Source organism: Burkholderia torrens, from assembly GCF_984668525.1.
Window position 1 is genome coordinate 716,805 of record NZ_OZ480211.1, and the last position, 23,026, is coordinate 739,830.

Sequence of the window (23,026 nt, forward strand, 5' to 3'; positions counted from 1 at the left end):
TGTATATCTCTGATTGACCCACAATGACGCTGACTGAATTGAAATACATCGTCGCGGTCGCGCGCGAACGGCATTTCGGCCGCGCGGCCGAAGCCTGCTTCGTGAGCCAGCCGACGCTGTCGGTGGCGATCAAGAAGCTTGAAGACGAGCTCAACGTGCAGATTTTCGAGCGCGGCGCGAGTGAAGTGAGCGTGACGCCGATCGGTGACCAGATCGTCACGCAGGCGCAGCGCGTACTCGAGCAGACCTTCGCGATCAAGGAGATCGCGAAGCAGGGCAAGGACCCGCTGGTCGGTCCGTTCCGCCTCGGCGTGATCTACACGATCGGGCCGTACCTGCTGCCGACGCTCGTCAAGCAAATGATCCAGCGTGTCCCGCAGATGCCGCTGATGCTGCAGGAGAACTACACGCTGAAGCTGCTCGAACTGCTGAAGCAGGGCGAGATCGACGCCGCGATCATGGCGCTCCCGTTCCCGGAAACCGGCCTGATGGTGCGTCCGCTGTACGACGAGCCGTTCGTCGTCGCATTGCCGGCCGGCCATCCGTGGGAGAAACGCGAGGAAATCGACGCCGAGGACCTGAAGCAGGAAACGATGCTGCTGCTCGGCAACGGCCATTGCTTCCGCGATCACGTGCTCGGCGTGTGCCCGGAGCTGATGCGCTTCTCGCAAACGGCCGACGGCATCCAGAAGACCTTCGAGGGCTCGTCGCTCGAAACCATTCGCCACATGGTCGCGAGCGGCGTCGGCATCACGGTGCTGCCGCGGATGTCGGTGGCCGAGATCGGGCCGCGCGCGAACGGCCCCGACGCCGAGCTGCTGTCGTACGTGCCGTTCAACGAACCGGTGCCCGACCGCCGCGTGGTGCTCGTGTGGCGCAAGAGCTTCACGCGGATGCCGGCGATCGACGCGATCAGCGACGCGATTGCCGCATGCGAGCTGCCGGGCGTCGCGAAGCTCGACATGCCGGCCACGATGAACTGAGCGCGCATCGCGCACGCACCTTTGGCGGCATGATGAACGGGGTCTTGCGACCCCGTTTATTTTTCCCTATCGCATAGATGAAATTTATTAAATTCAATTAATCAATAGGTATGGATAGAATCCTCTACATGGATCGGCGTCATGCCGGCGTCCGGTCCGCACGCTCGATGCAAGCGTCAAAGGAGGATGTCATGATGCGGTCGGTATTGCAGCACGCGCAGCGGAACATGCCGTCGCGCGACGCGGTCGTACATCGCGCCAGGGCGGCGGTCCGCAGCCTGCGTCCGATTGCGTTCGCGTACCTGGCGGACCGTGTGTACGGCGGATGAGTGCCGCCGCATGCCGGTCCTGTGTTCCCCCGATTTACCCGCCGTCGTGCCATGAGGGAGCATTGCATGCCCGAAAGCTGGAACACCACACGCCTCGCCGGCACGACGACTGCCGGCAGCGGCTTCCCCGAGCGCCTCGCCTGCGGCGCGTCGCGGCGGGAACGCGTGCCGAATGCCGCGCACGACATCCTGTAGTACGACAGGAGGACCCGCCTGTTCAGTTTCTTATCCCCCGCAATGCTCCACGAACCGCGCCCGGCACGTGGGGGCCTACGAGCAAGTAAAGGAGAAAACGCATGTCGAACGAAACGAAGTGCCCGTTCAACCACACCGCAGGCAGCGGCACGACGAACAAGGACTGGTGGCCGAATCAGCTGAACCTCAACGTCCTGCATCGGCATTCGGCGCTGTCCGATCCGATGGACAAGGATTTCGACTACGCCGAGGCGTTCAAGAAGCTGGATCTCGCGGCGGTCAAGAAAGACCTGCACGCGCTGATGACGACATCGCAGGACTGGTGGCCGGCCGACTTCGGCCACTACGGCGGCCTGTTCGTCCGGATGGCATGGCATAGCGCCGGCACGTACCGCACGGCCGACGGCCGCGGCGGCGCGGGCGGCGGGCAGCAGCGCTTCGCGCCGCTCAACAGCTGGCCGGACAACGTGAGCCTCGACAAGGCGCGCCGGCTGCTGTGGCCGATCAAGCAGAAGTACGGCCGCAACATCTCGTGGGCCGACCTGCTGATCCTGACCGGCAACGTCGCACTCGAATCGATGGGCTTCAAGACGTTCGGCTACGCGGGCGGCCGCGTCGACACCTGGGAACCGGACGACGTCTACTGGGGCTCGGAAAAGATCTGGCTGGAACTGAGCGGCGGCCCGAACAGCCGCTACTCGGGCAAGCGCGAACTCGAAAGCCCGCTCGCCGCGGTGCAGATGGGCCTCATCTACGTGAACCCGGAAGGCCCGGACGGCAACCCCGACCCGGTCGCCGCCGCGCACGACATCCGCGAGACGTTCGCGCGGATGGCGATGAACGACGAGGAAACGGTCGCGCTGATCGCGGGCGGCCACACGTTCGGCAAGACCCACGGCGCCGGTCCGGCGTCGAACGTCGGCCCCGAGCCGGAAGCCGCGGGCCTCGAGGAGCAGGGGCTCGGCTGGAAGAGCACGTTCGGCACGGGCAAGGGCAAGGACGCGATCACGAGCGGCCTCGAGGTCACGTGGACGTCGACGCCGACCCAGTGGAGCAACGATTTCTTCAAGCACCTGTTCAGCTACGAGTGGGAGCTGACGAAGAGCCCGGCCGGCGCGCACCAGTGGGTCGCGAAGGATGCGGGCGAAGTGATCCCGGATGCGTTCGACCCGTCGAAGAAGCATCGCCCGACGATGCTGACGACCGACCTGTCGTTGCGTTTCGACCCGGCCTACGAAAAGATCTCGCGCCGCTTCTACGAGAACCCGGCCGAGTTCGCCGACGCGTTCGCACGCGCATGGTTCAAGCTCACGCACCGCGACATGGGTCCGCGCGCGCGCTATCTCGGCCCGGAAGTGCCGGCCGAACACCTGCTGTGGCAGGACCCGATTCCGGCCGTCGACCACCCGCTGATCGACGCCGCCGACGTCGCCGCGCTGAAGGCGAAGGTGCTGGCGACGGGCCTGACGGTGTCGCAGCTCGTGTCGACCGCCTGGGCGTCGGCAGCGACGTTCCGCGGGTCGGACAAGCGCGGCGGCGCGAACGGTGCGCGCATCTGCCTCGCGCCGCAGAAGGACTGGGAAGTGAACCGTCCGGCCGAGCTCGCGAAGGTGCTCGCAACGCTCGAAGGCGTGCAGAAGGCGTTCAACGACGCGCAGACGGGCGGCAAGAAGGTGTCGCTCGCCGACCTGATCGTGCTGGCCGGTGCGGCCGGCGTCGAGCAGGCGGCGAAGAACGCGGGTGTCGCGGTGACGGTGCCGTTCGCGCCGGGCCGCGCGGACGCGACGCAGGAAGAGACCGACATCGAGGCAATGGCCGTGCTCGAGCCGCTCGCCGACGGTTTCCGCAACTTCCTGAAGCACGCATACAAGACGCCGGCCGAGGCGCTGCTGGTCGACAAGGCGCAACTGCTGACGCTGAGCGCGCCGGAGATGACGGTGCTGGTCGGTGGCCTGCGTGTGCTCGGCGCGAATGCGGGCGACGCGAAGCACGGCGTGTTCACCGATCGTCCGGAAGCGCTGACCAACGACTTCTTCGTGAACCTGCTCGACATGGGTACCGAATGGAAGCCGGTGTCGGCCGCGAACGACGTGTTCGAAGGGCGCGATCGCGCGACGGGCGAGGTCAAGTGGACGGGCACGCGTGTCGACCTGATCTTCGGCTCGCATGCGCAGCTGCGTGCGGTGGCCGAGGTGTACGGCAGCGCGGACGCGAAGGAGAAGTTCGCACGCGACTTCGTCGCGGCCTGGAACAAGGTGATGAACCTCGACCGCTTCGACCTCGCGTGAACGTCGCCGTGCGGTAGCGCGGCGAGGCAGTAACGGGAAACGGCCGGTCGTCCGACCGGCCGTTTTTACTGGACCACGGATTTCGTTGAAGGAGTGACGATCATGACGCAAATGATATTGAACATGCGCGCCGCATTGGCGGCGCCGAAGGTGCGGGCGCCGGCCGAGATCGCGCGGTACGTAGTCGGATTCGCGATCGTCATCGGCGGTGTGGCCGAACTGGTGTCACAAGCGCTGCACGCGATCGCGGCCGCCTGAACGCGGCGCGCGGTCGACAGGCAGGTAGTCGGATTCGCTTTCATTGCCCTGGTCCGTTGAATAAGGAGTCCGTATCATGTACGGAAAGACTTGCGCCGCGCCGATCGACTTCGGCATCCGCGACAACGACCGCAAGATGATCGCGGACGGCCTGCGGCGAGCGCCGAACCGAGCGCCGTCCTGCTGCCGACCAGCCGACGCAGCGCCTGCAGACGCATGAAAAGACCGCCTGGATGCTGCGTCCGCCGTTCGCGCAAGCGCGGCACGGCCGGGCCGGGGAGGGATACCCGTCGTTCCGATCCGCCGACGTGGTGAATCTGTCCCTTGATTGATGCGCGTTGCGGCACAGCCGCGTGCGGCGGGCCCGGGCCGTGTGTGCGCCCCCGTCGGCAGCCGGCTGCGGGTCGCTCCGACATGACGCGAAGCGCCGCTCGGCTCTAAAATGCCGGGGTTATCTTCCCGGTGCTTCGCCATGCTTGCCCGCTTTCCCCTGTATCTGCGGCTCGTCCGGATGGACAAGCCGATCGGCAGCCTGCTGCTGCTGTGGCCGACGCTCAACGCGCTGTGGATCGCGTCGGACGGCCATCCGCGCTGGCCGCTGCTCGTGATCTTCACGCTCGGCACGCTGCTGATGCGGTCGGCCGGCTGCGCGATGAACGACTACGCCGACCGCGATTTCGACCGTCACGTGAAGCGCACGGCCGACCGGCCGCTGACGTCGGGCAAGATCCACGCATGGGAGGCCGTCGCGATCGCGGTCGGGCTGTCGTTCATCGCGTTCCTGCTGATCCTGCCGCTAAACACGCTGACGAAGGAGCTGTCCGTCGTCGCGCTGTTCGTCGCGGGCTCGTATCCGTTCATGAAGCGCTTCTTCGCGATTCCGCAGGCCTATCTCGGCATCGCGTTCGGCTTCGGCATCCCGATGGCGTTCGCGGCCGTGCAGGACACGGTGCCGACGATCGCGTGGGTGATGCTGGTCGCGAACATCTTCTGGTCGGTCGCGTACGACACCGAGTACGCGATGGTCGATCGCGACGACGACATCAAGATCGGCATCCGCACGTCCGCGCTGACGTTCGGCCGCTTCGACGTCGCGGCCGTGATGGCGTGCTACGCGGTGACGCTCGGCATCTACGTGTGGATCGGCGTGACGCTCGGCTTCGGTCTCGTCTACTGGGCCGGCTGGGCCGCCGCGGCCGGCTGCGCGCTGTATCACTACACGCTGATCAAGGATCGCGAACGGATGCCGTGCTTCGCGGCATTCCGGCACAACAACTGGCTCGGCGGCGTGCTGTTCGCGGGGATCGCCGCGCATTACCTGCTGGCCGGCAACTGAACGACACACCGCGCGTCCTTGTGCGCGGCGCCAACGAAAAAGCGACCTGCCGGTCGCTTTTTTTACGTCCGGCGCCGGCAAAACCGGCGCCGCTGTCGCGCTTACGCGCGGCCGAGCTCGTCGCCCATTTCCTTCGCGCGTGCTTCGGCCGCGAGCGCGCCGCGCACGATCGCTTCCTTCACGCCCTGCGCATCGAATGCCGCGAGCGCGGCGGCCGTCGTGCCGCCCTTCGACGTCACGCGTTCGCGCAGCACGCTCGCCGGTTCGCCCGATTGCGCGGCCAGTTGCGCGGCGCCCGTGAACGTCGCGACCGCGAGCGCGCGGCCCTGTTCGTCGTTCATGCCGAGGCGGCGCGCGGCTTCCTGCAGCGCCTCGATGAAATAGAACACGTACGCGGGCCCGCTGCCCGAAATGGCCGTGACGGCGTCGAGCTGCGATTCGTCGTCGAACCACACGATCTCGCCGACCGCGCCGAGCACGTCCGACGCGAGTTCGCGGCCCGCCGTGTCGACGCCCGGCAGTGCGGCGAGGCCCGTCACGCCCATGCCGACCAGCGCGGGCGTGTTCGGCATCGTGCGCACGACGCGCGCGTAGTCGCCGAGCCAGCGCGCGAGATCCGTGCCGCGGATGCCGGCCGCGATGCTGATCACGAGCTGCGACGTCAGGTGCGGCGCGAGCGCCTGCGCGACGTCCTTCAGCACCTGCGGCTTCACCGCGAGCACGATCGCGTCGTAACCGGCGAGCGTCGCGTCGATGGCTGCGCCGGTGCGCACGCCGAATTGCTGCGCGGCGCGCGCGCGAACGTCTTCGTTGACGTCGATGGCATACAGGTCGTTAGCGGCGACGCCGCGCTTGATCAGGCCGCCGATCAGGGCCGCGGCCATGTTGCCGCCGCCGATGAATGCGATTTTCATGATGTCCGAATGAGCAAGTGAGTGAACGGAAAGGCGGAAGCGGGCGCAGCGCTCAGTGCGAGTAATCGCGCGCGCCGAAGATCGCGGTGCCGACGCGCACGATCGTCGCACCTTCGAGCACGGCCGCGTCGAGATCGGCGGACATGCCCATCGACAGCGTGTCGAGCGGCAGGCCGCCGGCGCGCAACGTGTCGAACAGCGCGCGCAGCGCGCGATGCGGCATGCGTTGCGCGTCGGTGTCGCCGGCCGGTTCGGGAATCGCCATCAGGCCGCGCAGCCGCAGCGACGGCAGCGCGGCGACCGCGCGTGCGACCTCGGCGACGTCGGCCGGCACGACACCGCTCTTCGACGCCTCGCCGCTGATGTTCACCTGCACGCACACGTTGAGCGGCGGCAGGTGCGCGGGGCGCTGTTCCGACAGGCGCTGCGCGATCTTCAGCCGGTCGACCGAATGGACCCAGTCGAAATGCTCGGCGACAGGGCGCGTCTTGTTCGATTGCAACGGCCCGATGAAATGCCATTCGAGGCTCGTGCGCAGGTCGGCGAGCGCATCGATCTTGTCGATCGATTCCTGCACGTAGTTTTCGCCGAATGCGCGTTGCCCGGCCGCGTGTGCGGCGCGCACGTCGTCGGCGGGAAACGTCTTCGACACGGCGAGCAGCGCAATGGTGGCGGGATCGCGGCCGGCCGCGCGGGCGGCGTCGGCAATGCGGCGATGAACGGATGCGAGACGGGCGGCAAGATCGGACATGACGGGCACGAAAGCAGGCACGGAGGCAGCCACGGAAGCGGGCATGAAGCCGATGCGCCGCGACACGCGCCGCATCGATCCGCTCATTATACGGACGCTGCGCGCCAGTCCGTCATTGGGGAGCAGCGCTCAACCGTACAGCAGATGCTCGACGAGCTGGACCCAGTGGGCGACCGGAATCTGCGTGCCGCTCTGCAGGTGGGCGATGCAGCCGATGTTGCCGGACACGATCATCTGCGGCTCGAGCGCCTGCAGCTTCAGCAGCTTCTGCTTGCGCAACCGGTACGACAGCGACGGCTGCGTCAGCGAATAGGTGCCGGCCGAGCCGCAGCACAGATGGCTGTCGGCCGGCAGCCGCACGTCGATGCCGAGCGTCTCGAGCAGCCGCTCGACCTTGCCGCGCGACTGCTGGCCGTGCTGCAGCGTGCACGGCGGGTGGTACGCGACCGTATGGATCGCGCGGCGCCGCGCGAGCGTCGCGAGTTCGGCCTCGAACGCGAGCAGCACGTCGGAGACGTCGCGCGTCAGCGACACGATGCGCTGCGCCTTCTCCGCGTAAGCCGGATCGTCGCGCAACAGGTGCGCGTATTCGAGCACCGTCGCGCCGCAGCCCGACGCATTCATCACGATTGCCTCGGCACCCTGTTCGACGTGCGGCCACCACGCGTCGATGTTGCGGCGCGCGTCGTCGAGCGCTTCGTCGTGATAGTTCAGGTGCAGGCGGATCGCGCCGCAACAGCCGGCGTCGGGCGCGACGATCGTCTCGATGCCGAGCGCGTCGAGCACGCGTGCGGTCGCGATGTTGATGTTGGGCAGCATCGACGGCTGCACGCAGCCGCCCAGCATCAGCATCTTGCGTGTGTGGGGGCGGTGCGGCCATTCGAGCAGCCGCGTGCGCGGCGGCACCTTGTCGCGCAGCCGCTTCGGCAGCAGCGGCCGCACATGCTGGCCGAGCCGCATCATGGGCGAGAACAGCGCGGCATTCGGCACGAGGCTCGCGAGCACGCGGCGCACGAGGCGCTGCTGCACGGGGCGCTGCACCTGTGCTTCGACGTGCTTGCGGCCGATCTCGACGAGCCGGCCGTACTGGACGCCGGACGGGCAGGTCGTTTCGCAGCTGCGGCACGTGAGGCAGCGGTCGAGGTGCTGCTGCGTGCTGCGCGTGACGGGCGCGCCTTCGACCATCTGCTTGATCAGGTAGATGCGGCCGCGCGGGCCGTCGAGTTCGTCGCCGAGGAGCTGGTAGGTCGGGCAGGTCGCGGTACAGAACCCGCAATGCACGCACTTGCGCAGGATCGCGTCGGCCTCGTCGCCGTCTGGCGTGTTGCGGATGAAATCGGCGAGGTTCGTTTGCATCGATCCCTCAGAGATCAGGGTAGAGCCGGCCGCGATTGAAGATGCGCGCGGGATCGAACGCGCTCTTCAGTCCGCGGTGGATTTTCATCATCGGGGCGGGAAGCGGCGTGAACACGCCCGCGCTGCGGTCGTACGCGTCGCCGGCGCGGAACAGCGTCGCGTGGCCGCCGGCCTGCTTCGCGCTCATGCGCACGGTCTGTGCGTCGGCATCGGTGATCCACCAGCGTTGCGCGCCGCCCCATTCCATCAGCTGGGTGCCGGGCAGGTGCATCGGTTCGGTGATCGACGGCAGCGCGAGGCGCCACAGTGCGTAGCCGGGCGGGATGCCGTTGAAGAACGGGTCGGTATGCTCGCGCAGGCCGGCCCAGAAGCGCTCGGCTTCGACTGCATCGACGACTTCGCCGCCGAGCAGCGTCTTCGCGGATTTCACGGCCGCTTCGGCGCCCGACAGGCGCAGCACGAGCGTGCCGTTGCGCCAGGCGCTCGCGCTGACGGGCAGCGGATGGCCGCCCCATTCGTTGAGCTTGCGCACCGCGTCGGTCGCGGTCATCTCGAACTTCAGCGTGACCTCGGCGACGGGCATGGGCAGTACCTTGATCGACAGGTCGAGCATCAGCCCGAGCGTGCCGAGCGCGCCGGCCATCAGCCGCGATACGTCGTAACCGGCGACGTTCTTCACGACCTGTCCGCCGAAGCGCAGCATGTCGCCGCGGCCGTTCATCAGCGTCACGCCGAGCACGAAATCGCGCGGGGCGCCGCAGGCGGCGCGGCGCGGGCCCGCGAGGCCGGCCGCGATGCAGCCGCCGACCGTGGCCGCGCGGCCGAAGTGCGGCGGCTCGAACGGCAGCATCTGGCCGCACTCGGCGAGGACGGTTTCAAGCTGCGCGAGCGGCGTGCCCGCGCGGACCGTGACGACGAGTTCCGCCGGGTCGTACGACACGACGCCCTGGAACGCCCGCGTGTCGAGTATTTCGCCCTCGAGCGCCTGGCCGTACCAGTCCTTGGTGCCGCCGCCGCGAATCCGCAGCGGCCGGCCGTCGGCACTGGCCGCGCGAATGCGCTCGGCCCATCCGGCGACGATGTCGTCCTCTTCCATGTTCGGTTGCTGCCTCGGCTTGTTGTTCGGTCGATTGTACCGGGGTGGCGCGATTCCACATCGCGACTATCCCTAAGCCCCGTATTGCAGATCGCATGCCCGCGTCGCCGCGCGAACGGGCCGCGCAGGCACGGCCGACCGCCGCGGCCCGGCCGCGGGCACCGGTCGCTGCGCGCGAGCGCCGCTCAGAAGCGCGGCAGGTCGGGGTGCGGCAGCAGCCCGCCGCGCACGTGCTGGCGACCGTACTCGGCGCAGCGCGCGCGGGTCGGGATGCCCTTGTCCGGGTTCAGCAGGCCGGCCGGATCGAAGGCACGCTTGACCGCGAAGAACGCGTCGCGCTCCTGCGGCGAGAACTGCACGCACATCGAATTGAGCTTCTCGATGCCGACGCCGTGCTCGCCCGTCACGCTGCCGCCGAATTCCACGCAGCATTCGAGGATTTCCGCGCCGAACTGCTCGGCGCGGTGCAGCTCGTCCGGATCGTTCGCGTTGTACAGGATCAGCGGATGCATGTTGCCGTCGCCCGCATGGAACACGTTGATGCAGCGCAGCCCGTAGCGCGTCTCGAGCTGTTCGATGCGCGCGAGCAGCGGGCCGATCGCGCGGCGCGGCACGGTGCCGTCCATGCAGTAATAATCCGCGGAAATGCGGCCGGCGGCCGGGAACGCATTCTTGCGGCCCGACCAGTAGCGCAGCCGCTCCTGTTCGTTGCGCGACACCTGGATGCGCGTCGCGCCGTGTTCGCGCAGCACGGCCGTCATCCGCACGATCTCCTCGGCGACTTCTTCCGGCGTGCCGTCCGATTCGCACAGCAGGATCGCCTTCGCGTCGAGGTCGTAGCCCGCGTGCGTGAACGCCTCGACGGCCTGGGTGGCCGGCTTGTCCATCATCTCGAGCCCGGCCGGGATGATGCCCGACGCGATGATCGCAGCCACTGCCTCGCCGCCCTTGACGACGTCGTCGAAGCTCGCCATCACGAGCTGCGCGGTCTGCGGCTTCGGGATCAGGCGTACCGTCACCTCGGTGACGATCGCGAACATCCCTTCGCTGCCGATCATCACCGCGAGCAGGTCGAGGCCCGGCACGTCGAGCGCGAGCGAGCCGAATTCGACGATCTCGCCGTCGATGGTCACCGCGCGCACGCGCATCACGTTGTGCACGGTCAGCCCGTATTTCAGGCAATGGACGCCGCCGGAGTTTTCCGCGACGTTGCCGCCGATCGTGCACGCGATCTGCGACGACGGATCGGGCGCGTAGTACAGGCCGTACGGCGCGGCGGCTTCCGAGATCGCGAGATTGCGCACGCCAGGCTGCACGGTCGCCGTGCGCGCGTACGGGTCGACTTCGACGATGCGCGTGAAGCGCGCGAGCGACAGCACGACGCCGAGCGCGATCGGCAGCGCGCCGCCCGACAGGCTCGTGCCGGCGCCGCGCGGCACGATCGGCACTTCCATGCGGCGGCAGATCTGCACGATCCGCTGCACCTGCGATTCGGTTTCCGGCAGCGCGACCGCGAGCGGCAGGCGGCGGTACGCGGACAGGCCGTCGCATTCGTACGGCGCGGTGTCTTCGTCGCGGTACAGCAGGCAGTGCGTCGGCAGCACGGCCATCAGCGCCTGCACGACTTCGCGCTGGCGCTGCGCGCGGGCCGCGCTCGACAGTTCGACGGGAGCGTTCATGGGGTCTCCTGCAGCAGGGGCGCGCGGTCGCGCCGCCGTGTCAGCACGTGAAAATCTTGCCCGGATTCATCAGGTTGCGCGGATCGAGCGCGAGCTTGATCGCGCGCATCGTGTCGATCGCGTTGTCGCCGTGCTCCTTCGGCAGGAAGCGCATCTTGTGCAGCCCGACACCGTGCTCGCCCGTGCAGGTGCCGCCGAGACGCAGCGCGCGCTCGACGATCCGGTCGTTGATGTGCTCGGCTTCGGCGAGCTCCTCGGGCTTGTCGGGGTCGATCAGGATCGCGACGTGGAAATTGCCGTCGCCGACGTGACCGACGATCGGGCAGGGCAGCGACGATGCGCGCAGGTCGACCTCGGTTTCCTCGACGCACGCGGCGAGCTGCGAGATCGGCACGCACACGTCGGTCGTCACCGCACGGCAGCCCGGCTTCAGCTGCAGCATCGCGAAGTACGCGTTGTGGCGCGCGGCCCAGAGCCGCGTACGGTCCTCGGGGCGCGTCGCCCATTCGAAGCCCTGGCCGTTGTTCTGGCCGGCCAGTGCCTGCACGAGTTCGGCCTGTTCCTTCACGCCGGCGTCGGTGCCGTGGAATTCGAAGAACAGCGTCGGCGCTTCGGTGAGCGTCAGGTTCGAATGGCGGTTGATCGAGCGCACCGCGAGCGCGTCGACGAATTCGACGCGCGCGATCGGCACGCCGATCTGGATCGTCTCGATCACCGTGCGGACCGCGTCGCCCATCGTCGGGAACGTGCAGGTCGCCGCCGACACGGCTTCGGGCAGCGGGTGCAGGCGCAGCGTGATCTCGGTGATCACGCCGAGCGTGCCTTCGGAGCCGACGAACAGGCGCGTGAGGTCGTAGCCGGCCGACGACTTGCGCGCGCGCGAGCCGGTTTTCACGACGCGGCCGTCGGCGAGCACCGCGGTCAGGCCGAGCACGTTCTCGCGCATCGTGCCGTAGCGTACGGCGTTGGTGCCCGATGCGCGCGTCGCGGTCATCCCGCCGATGCTGGCGTCGGCGCCCGGATCGATCGGGAAGAACAGGCCGGTGTCGCGCAGCGCTTCGTTGAGCGCCTTGCGCGTGATGCCCGGCTCGACCGTCACGGTCAGGTCTTCGGCGTTGATCGACAGCACGCGGTTCATTTCCGACAGGTCGAGCGACACGCCGCCGCGCACCGCGAGCAGGTGGCCTTCGAGCGACGAGCCGGCGCCGTACGGGATCAGCGGCACGCTGTAGAGCGAGCACAGCGACACGACTTCGCGCACGTCGTCGGTGCTGTGCGCGAACACGACGGCGTCGGGCAGTTGCGGATCGAATGGCGATTCGTCACGGCCGTGGTGCGCGCGGACCGCGTCGGCGGTCGACACGCGCTCGCCGAAGGCGGCGCGCAGCGCATCGAGCATGGCGGGAGGCAGCGGACGGCGCGTGGCGGCCGGCGGGGCAGGGTGATTCACGAATGTCTCCTGGCGGCTTGTCGAACTTTCGGTCCATTCTACGCTGTAACGCCCGCTGCGCCCGGCGCCGCGGGCTGCGATAATCGCGTTCCAGCCAACCGGGCCGCATCACGGCCGCGCACGAGAGGACATTCGCATGGGCAACCGCTTGAGCAAGATCGCCACGCGCACCGGCGACGACGGCACCACCGGCCTCGGCGACGGACGGCGCATCGGCAAGGACGACGAGCGGATCGCGGCGATCGGCGACGTCGACGAACTGAATTCGAACCTCGGCGTGCTGCTCGCCGAGACGCTGCCGGACGACGTGCGCACGGCACTCGTCACGATCCAGCACGACCTGTTCGATCTCGGCGGCGAGCTGTGCATTCCCGGCCACACGGTACTCGACGACACGCATCTCGCGCGCCTCGACCAGTGGCTCGCCGACTACAACGCGACGCTGCCGCCGCTGAAGGAATTCATCCTGCCGGCCGGCTCGCGCGCGGCGTCGCTCGCGCACGTGTGCCGGACGGTGTGCCGTCGTGCCGAGCGCTCGATCGTCGCGCTCGGCCGCCACGACACGCTCAACGATGCGCCGCGGCGTTACGTGAACCGACTGTCCGACCTGCTGTTCGTGCTGGCGCGCGTGCTGAACCGCGCCGACGGCGGAGCGGACGTGCTGTGGGAGCGCGGGCGCGTCCGCTAGCCCGCCGCAGCACGTTTGCGCACTGCGACAATTTGCCCGGGGGATGCTGTTTTTTAAACATGTATTGTGTGTGCATGTTTAACGGAGAACGAACATGACCCACATCACCGCTGACCAGATGGCTCGCGTGAAGGCCACTGCCCCTGTCCTCGCCGTTCATGGCGCGACGATCACGAAGCACTTCTACCAGCGCATGTTCGCGCGCCATCCGGAACTGAAGAACCTGTTCAACCAGACGCACCAGAAGACCGGCAGCCAGCCGGAGACGCTCGCGAAGGCCGTCTATGCGTACGCGGCGAACATCGACAATCTCGGTGCACTGGGCGGCGCCGTGTCGCACATCGCGCACAAGCACGCGAGCCTGAACATCCGTCCCGAGCATTACCCGATCGTCGGCGAGAACCTGCTTGCATCGATCGTCGAAGTGCTCGGCGACGCGGTCGACGCCGACACGCTCGAGGCATGGCGCGTCGCGTACGGCCAGCTCGCGCAGATCCTGATCGGTGCCGAGGCCAACCTGTACGCAGGTGCCGCATGGAGCGGCTTCCGCCCGTTCAAGGTCGCACGCAAGGTGCGCGAGAGCGGCGAGATCACGTCGTTCTACCTGACACCCGCCGATGGCGGCGCGGCGCCGACCTTCGAGCCGGGCCAGTACATCACGGTAAAGCGCTTCGTCGGCGATCTCGGCGTCGACCAGCCGCGCCAGTACAGCCTGTCCGATGCGCCGCACGGCAAGTGGCTGCGCATCTCGGTGAAGCGCGAGGCCGGCCAGCCGGAAGCGATCCCGGCCGGCAAGGTATCGACGCTGATGCACGACGGCGTGGAAGAGGGCGCGATCGTCGAGGCGACCGCGCCGATGGGTGAATTCTCGCTGAAGCGCGGCGTCGAGACGCCGGTCGTGCTGATCTCCGGCGGTGTCGGCCTGACGCCGATGGTGTCGATGGCGTCGACGCTGGTCGGCGAAGGCAGCCCGCGTGCAGTGCGGTTCGTCCATGCATGCCGTTCGGGCGCGGTGCACGCGTTCCGCGACTGGCTGAACGATATCGTCGGCGGGCATGCGAACGTCAAGCGCACGGTGCTGTACGAACTCGTCGGCCCGAACGATCGCGCCGGCATCGACCACGACCTCGAAGGGCGCCTCACGGCGGAACGCGTGCGGCAGTACGCGCTGGTGCCGGACGCCGATTACTACATCTGCGGCCCGATCGCGTTCATGAAGGCGCAGCGCGACGCGCTGGTCGCGCTCGGCGTCGCGCCGGAGCGCATCCATACCGAGATCTTCGGTTCAGGCGCGCTCGAATGAGGTGCCGACCGGCAATCGGCAGTCGATGAAAAAAGCCCGGCGCGAGCCGGGCTGTTTCGTTGTGCCGCAGGCAAACGATCAGTTGCCGCTGCCGCGCGCGACGCGGCGTGCCTTGACCGATTCCGCGAGGCCTTCGAGCACCTTCACGCTGTCGTCCCACGCGATGCACGCGTCGGTGATGCTCTGGCCGTAGGTCAGCGCGCAGCCTTCCTTCAGGTCCTGGCGGCCCTCGACGAGGTGCGACTCGATCATCACGCCGACGATGCGCTCGTCGCCGGCCGCGATCTGGCGGCCGATGTCCGCGCAGACGGGGATCTGGTTTTCGTGCTTCTTCGAGCTGTTCGCGTGGCTCGCGTCGATCATCAGGCGCGCGGCGAGGCCGGCCTTGCCGATGTCCGCGCAGGCGGCGTTCACGCTGTCCGCGTCGTAGTTCGGCGTCTTGCCGCCGCGCAGGATCACGTGGCAGTCCTCGTTGCCGGCCGTCGACACGATCGCCGAGTGGCCGCCCTTCGTCACCGACAGGAAATGGTGCGGCTGCGACGCGGCCTTGATCGCGTCGACCGCGATCTTCACGTTGCCGTCGGTGCCGTTCTTGAAGCCGACCGGGCACGACAGCCCCGACGCGAGCTCGCGGTGCACCTGCGACTCGGTCGTGCGCGCGCCGATCGCGCCCCACGAGATCAGGTCGGCGATGTACTGCGGACTGATCATGTCGAGGTATTCGGTCGCGGCCGGCAGCCCCATTTCGTTGATCTGCAGCAGCAGTTCGCGCGCGGTGCGCAGCCCTTCGTTGATCTTGAAGCTGTTGTCGAGGTGCGGATCGTTGATGAGGCCCTTCCAGCCGACCGTCGTGCGCGGCTTCTCGAAGTACACGCGCATCACGATTTCCAGTTCGCCCTTGAAGCGCTCGCGCTCCTTCACGAGCCGGCCCGCATACTCGATCGCCGCCTTCGTGTCATGGATCGAGCACGGCCCGATGACGACGATCAGGCGGTCGTCCATCCCGTGCAGGATGCGGTGCATCGACTGGCGCGAGTTGTAGATCAGCTCGGACGCGGCTTCGGAGCACGCGAATTCGCGGATCAGGTGGGCGGGCGGCGTCAGTTCCTTGAGTTCGCGAATGCGGACGTCGTCGGTGTTGTGCGGGGGCATGCTGTTTCTCCTTGGTTCCGGGCGCCGTTCGGTCAGTGGGCGTGCGGTAAATTCATTAATTCAAGCGATTCAGTGGTTTCGGTCGGGGCCGCGGAATCCGCTGCGGCGGCAACCGGGTGGCGAAGGGCGAAAAAAAACCGCCGGGTTCGCCGGCGGTTTTTTCGGGAATTTCGGTTGCGCTTTACGCGCCATCAACCCTCTCGATCCGCCAGCGGTCTGAGATACCAAAAAAAGTAAAAGTAAAACTTGGCGGACATGACGGAGATTCGGTTCGTCAAAAAGTTGATTCGGAATTTATACCGTGTCGCCGGACGGCTGGCAACCGGGAAACGTCAAAAATGCGGACAATCCGCGCGATTTCTGAAAAATGCGCGGATTGTCTGCGCCACGATGCGGTTATGCCGTACCGCCGACCGTCATCTTGTCGATGCGCAGGGTCGGCTGGCCGACGCCGACCGGCACGCTCTGGCCTTCCTTGCCGCAGACGCCGACGCCCGTGTCGAGCGACATGTCGTTGCCGATCATGCTCACGTATTTCAGCGATTCGGGGCCGCTGCCGATCAGCGTCGCGCCCTTCACCGGGTAGGTGATCTTGCCGTTCTCGATCATGTACGCCTCGGACGCCGAAAACACGAACTTGCCGTTCGTGATGTCGACCTGGCCGCCGCCGAAGTTCACCGCGTACAGGCCGTTCTTCACCGATGCGATGATTTCCTGCGGATCCTTGTCACCGTTCAGCATGTACGTGTTCGTCATGCGCGGCATCGGCAGCGCCGCGTACGACTCGCGCCGCGCGTTGCCCGTGACCGGCATCTTCATCAGGCGCGCGTTCAGCGTGTCCTGGATGTAGCCCTTCAGGATGCCGTCCTCGATCAGCGTCGTGCATTGCGTCGGGTTGCCTTCGTCGTCGATGTTCAGCGAGCCGCGGCGGTTCGGCAGCGTACCGTCGTCGACCACCGTCACGCCCTTGGCCGCAACCTGCTCGCCGATCCGGCCCGCGAACGCGGACGAACCCTTGCGGTTGAAGTCGCCTTCGAGGCCGTGGCCGATCGCCTCGTGCAGCAGCACGCCCGGCCAGCCCGGCCCGAGCACGACCGTCATCGCGCCGGCCGGCGCGGGGCGCGCGTCGAGGTTGACGAGCGCCGCGTGCACGGCGTCGTCGACGTAGCGCGACAGCACGTCGTCGGTGAAGTAGCCGTAGTCGAAGCGGCCGCCGCCGCCGCCGGAGCCGATCTCGCGGCGGCCGTTCTGCTCGGCGATCACCGTGACCGACACGCGCACGAGCGGGCGGATGTCGGCCGCGAGCGCGCCGTCGCTGCGGGCGACCAGCACGACGTCGTATTCGCCGGCGAGGCCGGCCATCACCTGCGTGATGCGCGGGTCGCGCCCGCGCGCCATCTGCTCGATGCGCTCGAGCAGCTTGACCTTGGCCGTCGCGTCGAGCGAGGCGAGCGGATCGGACGGCAGGTACAGGTCGCGGCCCGAGATGCCCTTCAGCGACGTCGCGGCCTTGATCTTCTGGCGGCCGCCGCCGGCTGCCGCGATGGCCTTGGTGGCCGCGGCGGCTTGCGCGATCGCTTCCGGCGACAGGTCGTCCGAGTACGCGAACGCGGTTCGGTCGCCCGCGACCGCACGCACGCCGACGCCCTGGTCGATGCTGAAGCTGCCCGATTTGACGATGCCTTCCTCGAGGCTCCACGCTTCGCTGCGGGTCGCCTGGAAGTACAGGTCCGCGTAGTCGACGCGGTGCGTGAAGATGTCGGCGATCGTGCGCGTGAGCAGGCTTTCGTCGAGGCCGTACGGCGTGAGCAGGATGTCCTTCGCCAGCGCGAGGTTGCGGATGCCGGGTTCGATGATGTTCATGCGGATATCGGGGTTTCTCAAAAAGTTGTCGGGTGCTGCTGGGCAGATGGGTTGGCCGCGCGGCGTTTCAAGCTGTGCGGCGGATTCAGGTCAGGACGCGGTGCCGCCACGCGGGCAGGCTCTGGCGCACGTCGGCCATGCGTTGCGGATCGACCGCGCCGAGCACGACGCTGGCGCCGACGTCGCGGACCGCGACGATCTCGCCCCACGGATCGATCAGCATGCTGTGGCCCCAGGTGCGCCGGCCGTTCTCGTGCTTGCCGCCCTGCGCGGCCGCGAGCACGTAGCACTGGTTCTCGACGGCCCGCGCGCGCAGCAGCGTTTCCCAGTGTGCGCGGCCCGTCGTATACGTAAACGCCGACGGGACGACGATCAGCGCGCAGTCGCCCATCCGGCGATACAGCTCCGGAAAGCGAAGATCGTAACAGACCGACAGGCCGACCCGCCCGAACGGCGCGTCGAACGCGACGACCGTATCGCCCGCGCGGATCGTGCGCGCCTCGTCGAACGACTCGTCGCCTTTCTCGAAGTTGAACAGGTGGATCTTGTCGTAGCGCGCGGCCTCGTTGCCGGACGGGTCGAACACGAGCGTCGTGTTCAGCACGCGGTCGGGCTCGGGCGCCTTCAGCGGCAGCGTGCCGCCGATCACCCAGATGCCGTGGCGGCGCGCGGCGTCCGCGAGGAAGCGCTGGATCGGGCCGTCCTGGTACGGCTCGGCGAGCGCGAGCTTGTCGGTGTCGCGATGGCCCATGAAGCAGAAATACTCGGGCAGCAGCACGAGCTGTGCGCCTTCGCCGGCGGCTTCCGCGATCAGGCGGCGCGCTTCGGCGAGATTGCGTGTGACGTCCGGCGTGCTCACCATCTGCAGCGCGGCGACCCGGAAGGGTGTGGCGGAACGGGTGTGGTCGGTCATCGCGGGATCGGTTGCTTCATAAATGGGGTGCGGCCCGGCGCCGTGCACGGCTCAATGACTCTGGTTCGCTGCATCGGCCGGACCGTGATTCATCTTACCCTGATCGCCCCGCACCCGCTCGATGTGCGGGTGCGCCCACGAGCCGGTGATCGCGTAGTCGAGCGCGAACGCATGCGACAGCGTCTCCGACAGCGCGTAGTTCGCGGCCAGCACGCCGATGCCGAGCAGCGGATTGATGACGGCGGCCCCGATCGCGGCTGCGCCCGCGCTGATTTTCGGCGCGACGTGCGCATGCAGATCCTGCGTCTCGGTGCCGAGATCGACCGCGCCGCGCACGGTGACGTTCGCGGGCCCCGTCATCATCGAGAAATCGTCGGTGCGCGCGATCCCGTTCGAGATCCGGCCGGTACCGGTGATCTTGTCGAACGGCAGTCCCTTGCCGACCACGTCGCGGAAATTCAGCGTCAGGAAGCGCGCGAGGCTCTGCAGGCTCAGCACGCCGAGGAGTTTCGCCGCGCCCGGATCGACCTTCAGGATCTGCCCGTGTTCGAGATCGACCGCGACCTGGCCGCCGAGCGACGGGAAGTCGAGCGCCGTCGGGCCGCCGCGCCAGCCGACCTTGCCCGTCACCGTCCCGTGGCCGTCCGCGAGCGTGCGCGGCAGGCCGACGCGATCGAGCAGCGCACCCGCGTTGTCGATATCGAGCTTGAAGTCGAACACGGTGCGGCGCGGCGCGTCGTTCTCGTCGGCGCCGCGGGCGAGCGCGCGGCGCGACGTGCGCCAGTTGCCGGTCGCCGTCAGCTTCGCGGCCGGGTTCGACAGTTCCAGCTTGTCGAGCTGCCACACGGGCGTGCCGTCTTCGTCGATGTTGCGCGCATTGACGACGAGCCGGCCGATGTCGTGGTTGCGCTCGACGACCTGGTCGACGATCAGGTCGATCGACGGCATCGGGCGATCGGTCGGCGTCGGCAGGTTCATCGCGCGGCCGACGAGATCGTGCTGCGCGCTGTCCGGGATCACGAGCTTCGCGAGCCGCGCGTTCAGTACGCCCGCGCCGTTGTGGCCGCCGCCCGGCGCCCACGACAGGTAGCCCGACACCTGGTTCGACGCGATGTTCGCCTGCCACAGCTCGTCGACGTGCGACGCGCCGACGATCACGTTTTCCCAGTTGCGCTTGAGCAGCTTCAGCGTGCCGAAGTGGAACGCGAAACGCTTCGGCGCGAAGCTTGCGAAATCGACGCGCGGTGCAGCCTGCTCCGGTGTGCGCGGCGTGTCGGACTTCAGCGTGTGGGCGAGTGCGAGCCACGCATCGGCGTCCAGTTCGTTGACGTCCACGGCCGCGCTTACGCCGTCCTGCGGCATGTCGGGCATCCGGTGGATGCCCATCGCGCCGCGCACCGCGCGCAGCGGCTGGCCGCGCGTCGCGTCGAGCAGGTAGGTCGCCGATACGGGGCCGAGCGTCAGGTCGGCATGCTCGAGGCGCTTGCCGTCCGCCTGCGGCGCCGGCTGCAGCGTGAAGCTGAACGGCATCGGCGTGCCGGCCGGTTTCGCGAACGGCGCGGGGAAGTTCAGCGCCACGCCGGTCAGGTCGGAATGCGCACTGACGTCGGGCAGGCGGCCCGGTGCGCCGCGCACGGCGATCTTGTACGGCGCGTCGCCGACCACGTGTTCGAGCAGCGCGGCCGCCGCGCCGTGCAGGTTCAGGCCGCGAGCGGCGTCGAGCGCGAGCCGGCCGTCGACGTCCACTGTGTACGGGCCGTGCGACTGGAAGTTGCCGTTCGCGCGCACGGGGCCGCCGAGGAAGCGCGCCGACAGGTCGTGCAGCGACGCGCCGGCCTCGGTGAAGCGGACGCTGCCGCGCAGTGCCGACAGCGGCGGCACGCCGCTGGTCGTCAGCGTGTTGCCGCCGAATGCGAGCGCGCCTTCGACGTGCGTGTGCGGATGCGCGACGTGCTGTGGAATCGTGATCTTGAGCGCGAGCGACGCGGGCCCCTGCGCGTCGATCCGCTGGCCGATGTGGCCGCTCATCGTGCCGAGCGAGCTGTTGTCCGCGTAGTCGACCAGGTCGGCGAGCGGGCCCTGCGCATGGCCGTCGATGATCAGCGGCGAATGCGACGGATTGCCGAGATCGTCGATGCGGCCCGTGACCTTCGTCAGCGCGACGCGCTTGTAGTGCGCGCGGTGGATGTCGAAGTGCAGCTTGTTCTGCGCGAGCTCGAACACGCCGTCGATCCCGTCGAGCGCCGGCCAGACGCTCGGCGTACCGTTCGCGAGCTTGCGCGGCGGGTAGGGCGTCGGCTCGAAGCGGCCGCCGGTGAACGGCGCGACGATGTGGAACACGCCGGCGTCCGGCTCGTGTTCGAACGGGAATTTCTCGAGCGGGCCGCGCGCGACGATCGACGCGCCCTTGGTCACCTTGCCGTCCTGCAGCGCGTGGCCGAGATAGTCGCGCAGGTGCTCCGACATCCCGGTCGGCAGGTAGCGCGGAATGCGCGCCACCGATGCGCGTGCGAAATCGGCGCGCAGGTCGAGCGTGCCGCGGCCGTGGCCGGGGTTCGTGTACGAGCCCGACACCGCGATTTCGGCATCGGGGTTCGACACGAGCAGGTCGGGCAGCGATACGTCGACGCGCGCGTGCTTGTCGCCGGGCTGGGGCGTGATCGTCCATTTCGCGTTGCCCCGCAGCCGGTCGAACGTCAGGCGCGGCTCGTCGAACTCGCCGGGCACGGTGACCGCCGCATTGACCGTGTCGAAATGTGCGTTGCCGCCCGTTTCGTTCGCGTCGACGCGGCCCCACAGGTTCTCGATGCCCGGCCAGCCGGCGCGCGGGTGGCCGCGCGGCGAGAGCCCGGGCGGCGGCTCCTGGGCCGCGAAGCTGATGCCCTGCAGGTCGCCGAGGAAGCGGTAGCGGACGATCGGCGCGGCGCCCATGCGCCGCTCCTCGTCGGCGAGGTCTGGCCGCGCGGGTTTCGCGCGCTCGACCTCGATGTGATAGTTCTGCACCATCCCGCGCGGGTCGATCTTGATCAGCTCGTTGCGCAGGCGCGCCGGCAGCGGCAGGCCGCGGATGAACTCGCTGAGGATGCCGAGATCGACGCGGTCGCCGACGACGCTGATCAACTGCCCCTGCGTCTCGGTCGGCACGCGGTAGCGCGCCGTCAGCGTCGACAGCGCGAGCGAACGCGCGAGCGGCGTGCCGTCCGGCAGCGGCGGCTGGCCGAGCTCCGCGTTGAAGTGCGTCAGGTGCAGCGTGTAGTCGTGGCCGGCGTCGAGCACCATGTCCCAGCCGAAGCCGACCGTCGGCACGTCGAGCCGCGGTTGCGTCGGGCGCACGCGCAGCGCGACGTCGGCGCCTTGCAGGTCGCCGCCTGCCGAGCGCAGGTGGCCGTCGCCGAAGGTCGCCCAGATCGCGTTGTCGATCCGGCCCGCGTGGATCGTCAGCGGCACGTCGAGATAGCGCGTCAGCGTCTGCAGGTCGACCGGGCCCGTCGACAGGTATGCGTCGCCCGTCCAGTTCGACGGCTTGCCGATCGGCGCGAGCGGCTTGTGCCTGAAGCGTGCGCGGAAATCGAGCGGGCCGAGCAGCAGCGTGCCGTTCGCGGGCGCCTGCAGCGCGGCCTTGTGCACGCGGCCGTTGTTGAGCACCGCGAGCCGGATGCCCGACAGCACGAGCTCCGGCGCGTCGTGCTGCGCGTCGCGCCAGCGCAGCGTGCCGCCGCGCAGCACGATCGCTTCCTGCTTCAGAAGCCACGTGCCGAACGTGTCGTTGCCGCCGTGCGTGGTCGCGACGCCGACGCCCGCGACGCTCAGCGAGCCGTCGGCCGCGCGTGCGACGACGAGGTCGGGCTGGTCGACGATCAGGCTCGACAGCGCCGGCGACAGCCGCAGCAGCGACATCCACGACAGCGCGGCCGTCGCGTGCGGGACCGACAGCGCGACCTTGCCGTCACGGCCGCGGATCGTCAGGTTCGTGAGTTCGACGCCCGGCTGCATGCCGGACCAGTTCGGGGAAAGCTTGCCGATCGAAAGCTGCGCGTGGAGCTTGTCGGACACCGCGCGCTCGATGCGCGGGCGGAATTCGTCGATGCGGGGCAGCAGGACGTAGCGCAGCCCGAGGAACGTGCCGGACGCGATGAAGTAGGTGCCGATCCCGACTGTCAGCGTCACCCTGAACACGCGACGCAGGACCGGATGATCGTGCTTCGGAGGTCCCGCTTCGGGCGCAGCTACGGCGGATTCCTGACGGTCGGACATGCGGCGGACGGGCGGCGATATGGTAGTTTTGCAGATTGACGTTGAAATGTATCACACGGGTTCGTGCCGGCGGCCGTTGCGGCAGCGCGGCACGGGCTTTCCGGCGCGCGGTTTCGCGGCGGCGCACGAGCGTCCCGCGATGCCGCGCCGAGTTCATGAGGCCGGTCGGCAGCGGGGCGCGCACGGCGCCGGCCCGTGCCGGCCGGCCTTTCCGCCAG

The 23,026-nt window shown here is 68.4% G+C and carries 17 protein-coding genes; 6 read left to right on the forward strand and 11 right to left on the reverse strand.

The features are described 5' to 3' along the window. The first annotated feature begins 23 nt into the window (after window positions 1-23). From AC5LXX_RS03305 to katG, 3 genes are all read left to right on the forward strand, one after another. Window positions 24-983, forward strand: a complete 960-nt coding sequence (locus AC5LXX_RS03305) for a hydrogen peroxide-inducible genes activator (protein ID WP_069255817.1) — start codon at window positions 24-26, stop codon at window positions 981-983. A 395-nt stretch (window positions 984-1,378) separates the two neighbouring features. Next, on the forward strand, window positions 1,379-1,507 hold the full coding sequence (locus AC5LXX_RS03310) for a hypothetical protein (RefSeq protein ID WP_493410457.1): 129 nt from the start codon (window positions 1,379-1,381) through the stop codon (window positions 1,505-1,507). A gap of 101 nt (window positions 1,508-1,608) precedes the next feature. Continuing rightward, entirely contained in the window at window positions 1,609-3,795 is a 2,187-nt protein-coding gene (gene katG / locus AC5LXX_RS03315) for a catalase/peroxidase HPI (RefSeq protein ID WP_493410458.1), read from the forward strand. A 65-nt stretch (window positions 3,796-3,860) separates the two neighbouring features. Here the strand turns inward: katG and AC5LXX_RS03320 are convergent, their stop codons facing one another. Beyond that, on the reverse strand, window positions 3,861-4,097 hold the full coding sequence (locus AC5LXX_RS03320) for a hypothetical protein (RefSeq protein ID WP_493411136.1): 237 nt from the start codon (window positions 4,095-4,097) through the stop codon (window positions 3,861-3,863). A gap of 428 nt (window positions 4,098-4,525) precedes the next feature. Between AC5LXX_RS03320 and ubiA the strand changes: the two genes are divergently transcribed. After that, window positions 4,526-5,389 carry a 4-hydroxybenzoate octaprenyltransferase gene (gene ubiA / locus AC5LXX_RS03325; protein ID WP_493410459.1) on the forward strand — a complete coding sequence of 288 codons (864 nt, stop codon included), beginning with the start codon at window positions 4,526-4,528 and terminating at the stop codon, window positions 5,387-5,389. A gap of 101 nt (window positions 5,390-5,490) precedes the next feature. Here ubiA and proC read toward each other — a convergent pair whose 3' ends face one another. The 6 genes from proC to AC5LXX_RS03355 form a co-directional block, all read right to left on the reverse strand. Beyond that, window positions 5,491-6,303, reverse strand: coding sequence for a pyrroline-5-carboxylate reductase (gene proC, locus AC5LXX_RS03330; RefSeq protein WP_493410460.1), 813 nt, complete (start codon window positions 6,301-6,303; stop codon window positions 5,491-5,493). Between the two features lie 52 nt (window positions 6,304-6,355). Then, on the reverse strand, window positions 6,356-7,054 hold the full coding sequence (locus AC5LXX_RS03335) for a YggS family pyridoxal phosphate-dependent enzyme (RefSeq protein ID WP_493410461.1): 699 nt from the start codon (window positions 7,052-7,054) through the stop codon (window positions 6,356-6,358). Between the two features lie 129 nt (window positions 7,055-7,183). Beyond that, entirely contained in the window at window positions 7,184-8,410 is a 1,227-nt protein-coding gene (gene glcF, locus AC5LXX_RS03340) for a glycolate oxidase subunit GlcF (protein WP_493410462.1), read from the reverse strand. A gap of 7 nt (window positions 8,411-8,417) precedes the next feature. After that, the gene (glcE, locus tag AC5LXX_RS03345; RefSeq protein WP_493410463.1) at window positions 8,418-9,506 is read right to left on the reverse strand and encodes a glycolate oxidase subunit GlcE; all 1,089 of its coding nucleotides are present in this window, start codon (window positions 9,504-9,506) and stop codon (window positions 8,418-8,420) included. A 185-nt stretch (window positions 9,507-9,691) separates the two neighbouring features. Continuing rightward, window positions 9,692-11,185, reverse strand: a complete 1,494-nt coding sequence (locus AC5LXX_RS03350) for an FAD-linked oxidase C-terminal domain-containing protein (protein WP_124449406.1) — start codon at window positions 11,183-11,185, stop codon at window positions 9,692-9,694. 40 nt (window positions 11,186-11,225) lie between these two features. Continuing rightward, window positions 11,226-12,635, reverse strand: a complete 1,410-nt coding sequence (locus tag AC5LXX_RS03355; RefSeq protein ID WP_493410464.1) for an FAD-binding oxidoreductase — start codon at window positions 12,633-12,635, stop codon at window positions 11,226-11,228. 136 nt (window positions 12,636-12,771) lie between these two features. Between AC5LXX_RS03355 and AC5LXX_RS03360 the strand changes: the two genes are divergently transcribed. Both AC5LXX_RS03360 and hmpA read left to right on the forward strand, forming a co-directional pair. Beyond that, a complete protein-coding gene (locus AC5LXX_RS03360; RefSeq protein ID WP_493410465.1) occupies window positions 12,772-13,323 on the forward strand; it encodes a cob(I)yrinic acid a,c-diamide adenosyltransferase in 552 nt (183 codons plus the stop codon). Window positions 13,324-13,417: 94 nt separating this feature from the next. Then, window positions 13,418-14,626, forward strand: coding sequence for an NO-inducible flavohemoprotein (gene hmpA / locus AC5LXX_RS03365; RefSeq protein WP_493410466.1), 1,209 nt, complete (start codon window positions 13,418-13,420; stop codon window positions 14,624-14,626). Window positions 14,627-14,704: 78 nt separating this feature from the next. Here the strand turns inward: hmpA and aroG are convergent, their stop codons facing one another. The 4 genes from aroG to AC5LXX_RS03385 all read right to left on the reverse strand — a co-directional run bounded on the left by aroG (window position 14,705) and on the right by AC5LXX_RS03385 (window position 22,808). Next, window positions 14,705-15,778: a 3-deoxy-7-phosphoheptulonate synthase AroG gene (gene aroG / locus AC5LXX_RS03370; RefSeq protein ID WP_124449397.1), complete on the reverse strand. Its 1,074-nt coding sequence runs from the start codon at window positions 15,776-15,778 to the stop codon at window positions 14,705-14,707. A 396-nt stretch (window positions 15,779-16,174) separates the two neighbouring features. Further along, complete coding sequence (gene tldD, locus AC5LXX_RS03375; RefSeq protein ID WP_059528967.1) at window positions 16,175-17,641, reverse strand: metalloprotease TldD; 1,467 nt, start codon at window positions 17,639-17,641, stop codon at window positions 16,175-16,177. A gap of 85 nt (window positions 17,642-17,726) precedes the next feature. Further along, entirely contained in the window at window positions 17,727-18,554 is an 828-nt protein-coding gene (locus AC5LXX_RS03380) for a carbon-nitrogen hydrolase family protein (protein WP_493410467.1), read from the reverse strand. Between the two features lie 51 nt (window positions 18,555-18,605). After that, window positions 18,606-22,808 carry a YhdP family protein gene (locus AC5LXX_RS03385; RefSeq protein ID WP_493410468.1) on the reverse strand — a complete coding sequence of 1,401 codons (4,203 nt, stop codon included), beginning with the start codon at window positions 22,806-22,808 and terminating at the stop codon, window positions 18,606-18,608. Window positions 22,809-23,026 lie beyond the last annotated feature (218 nt).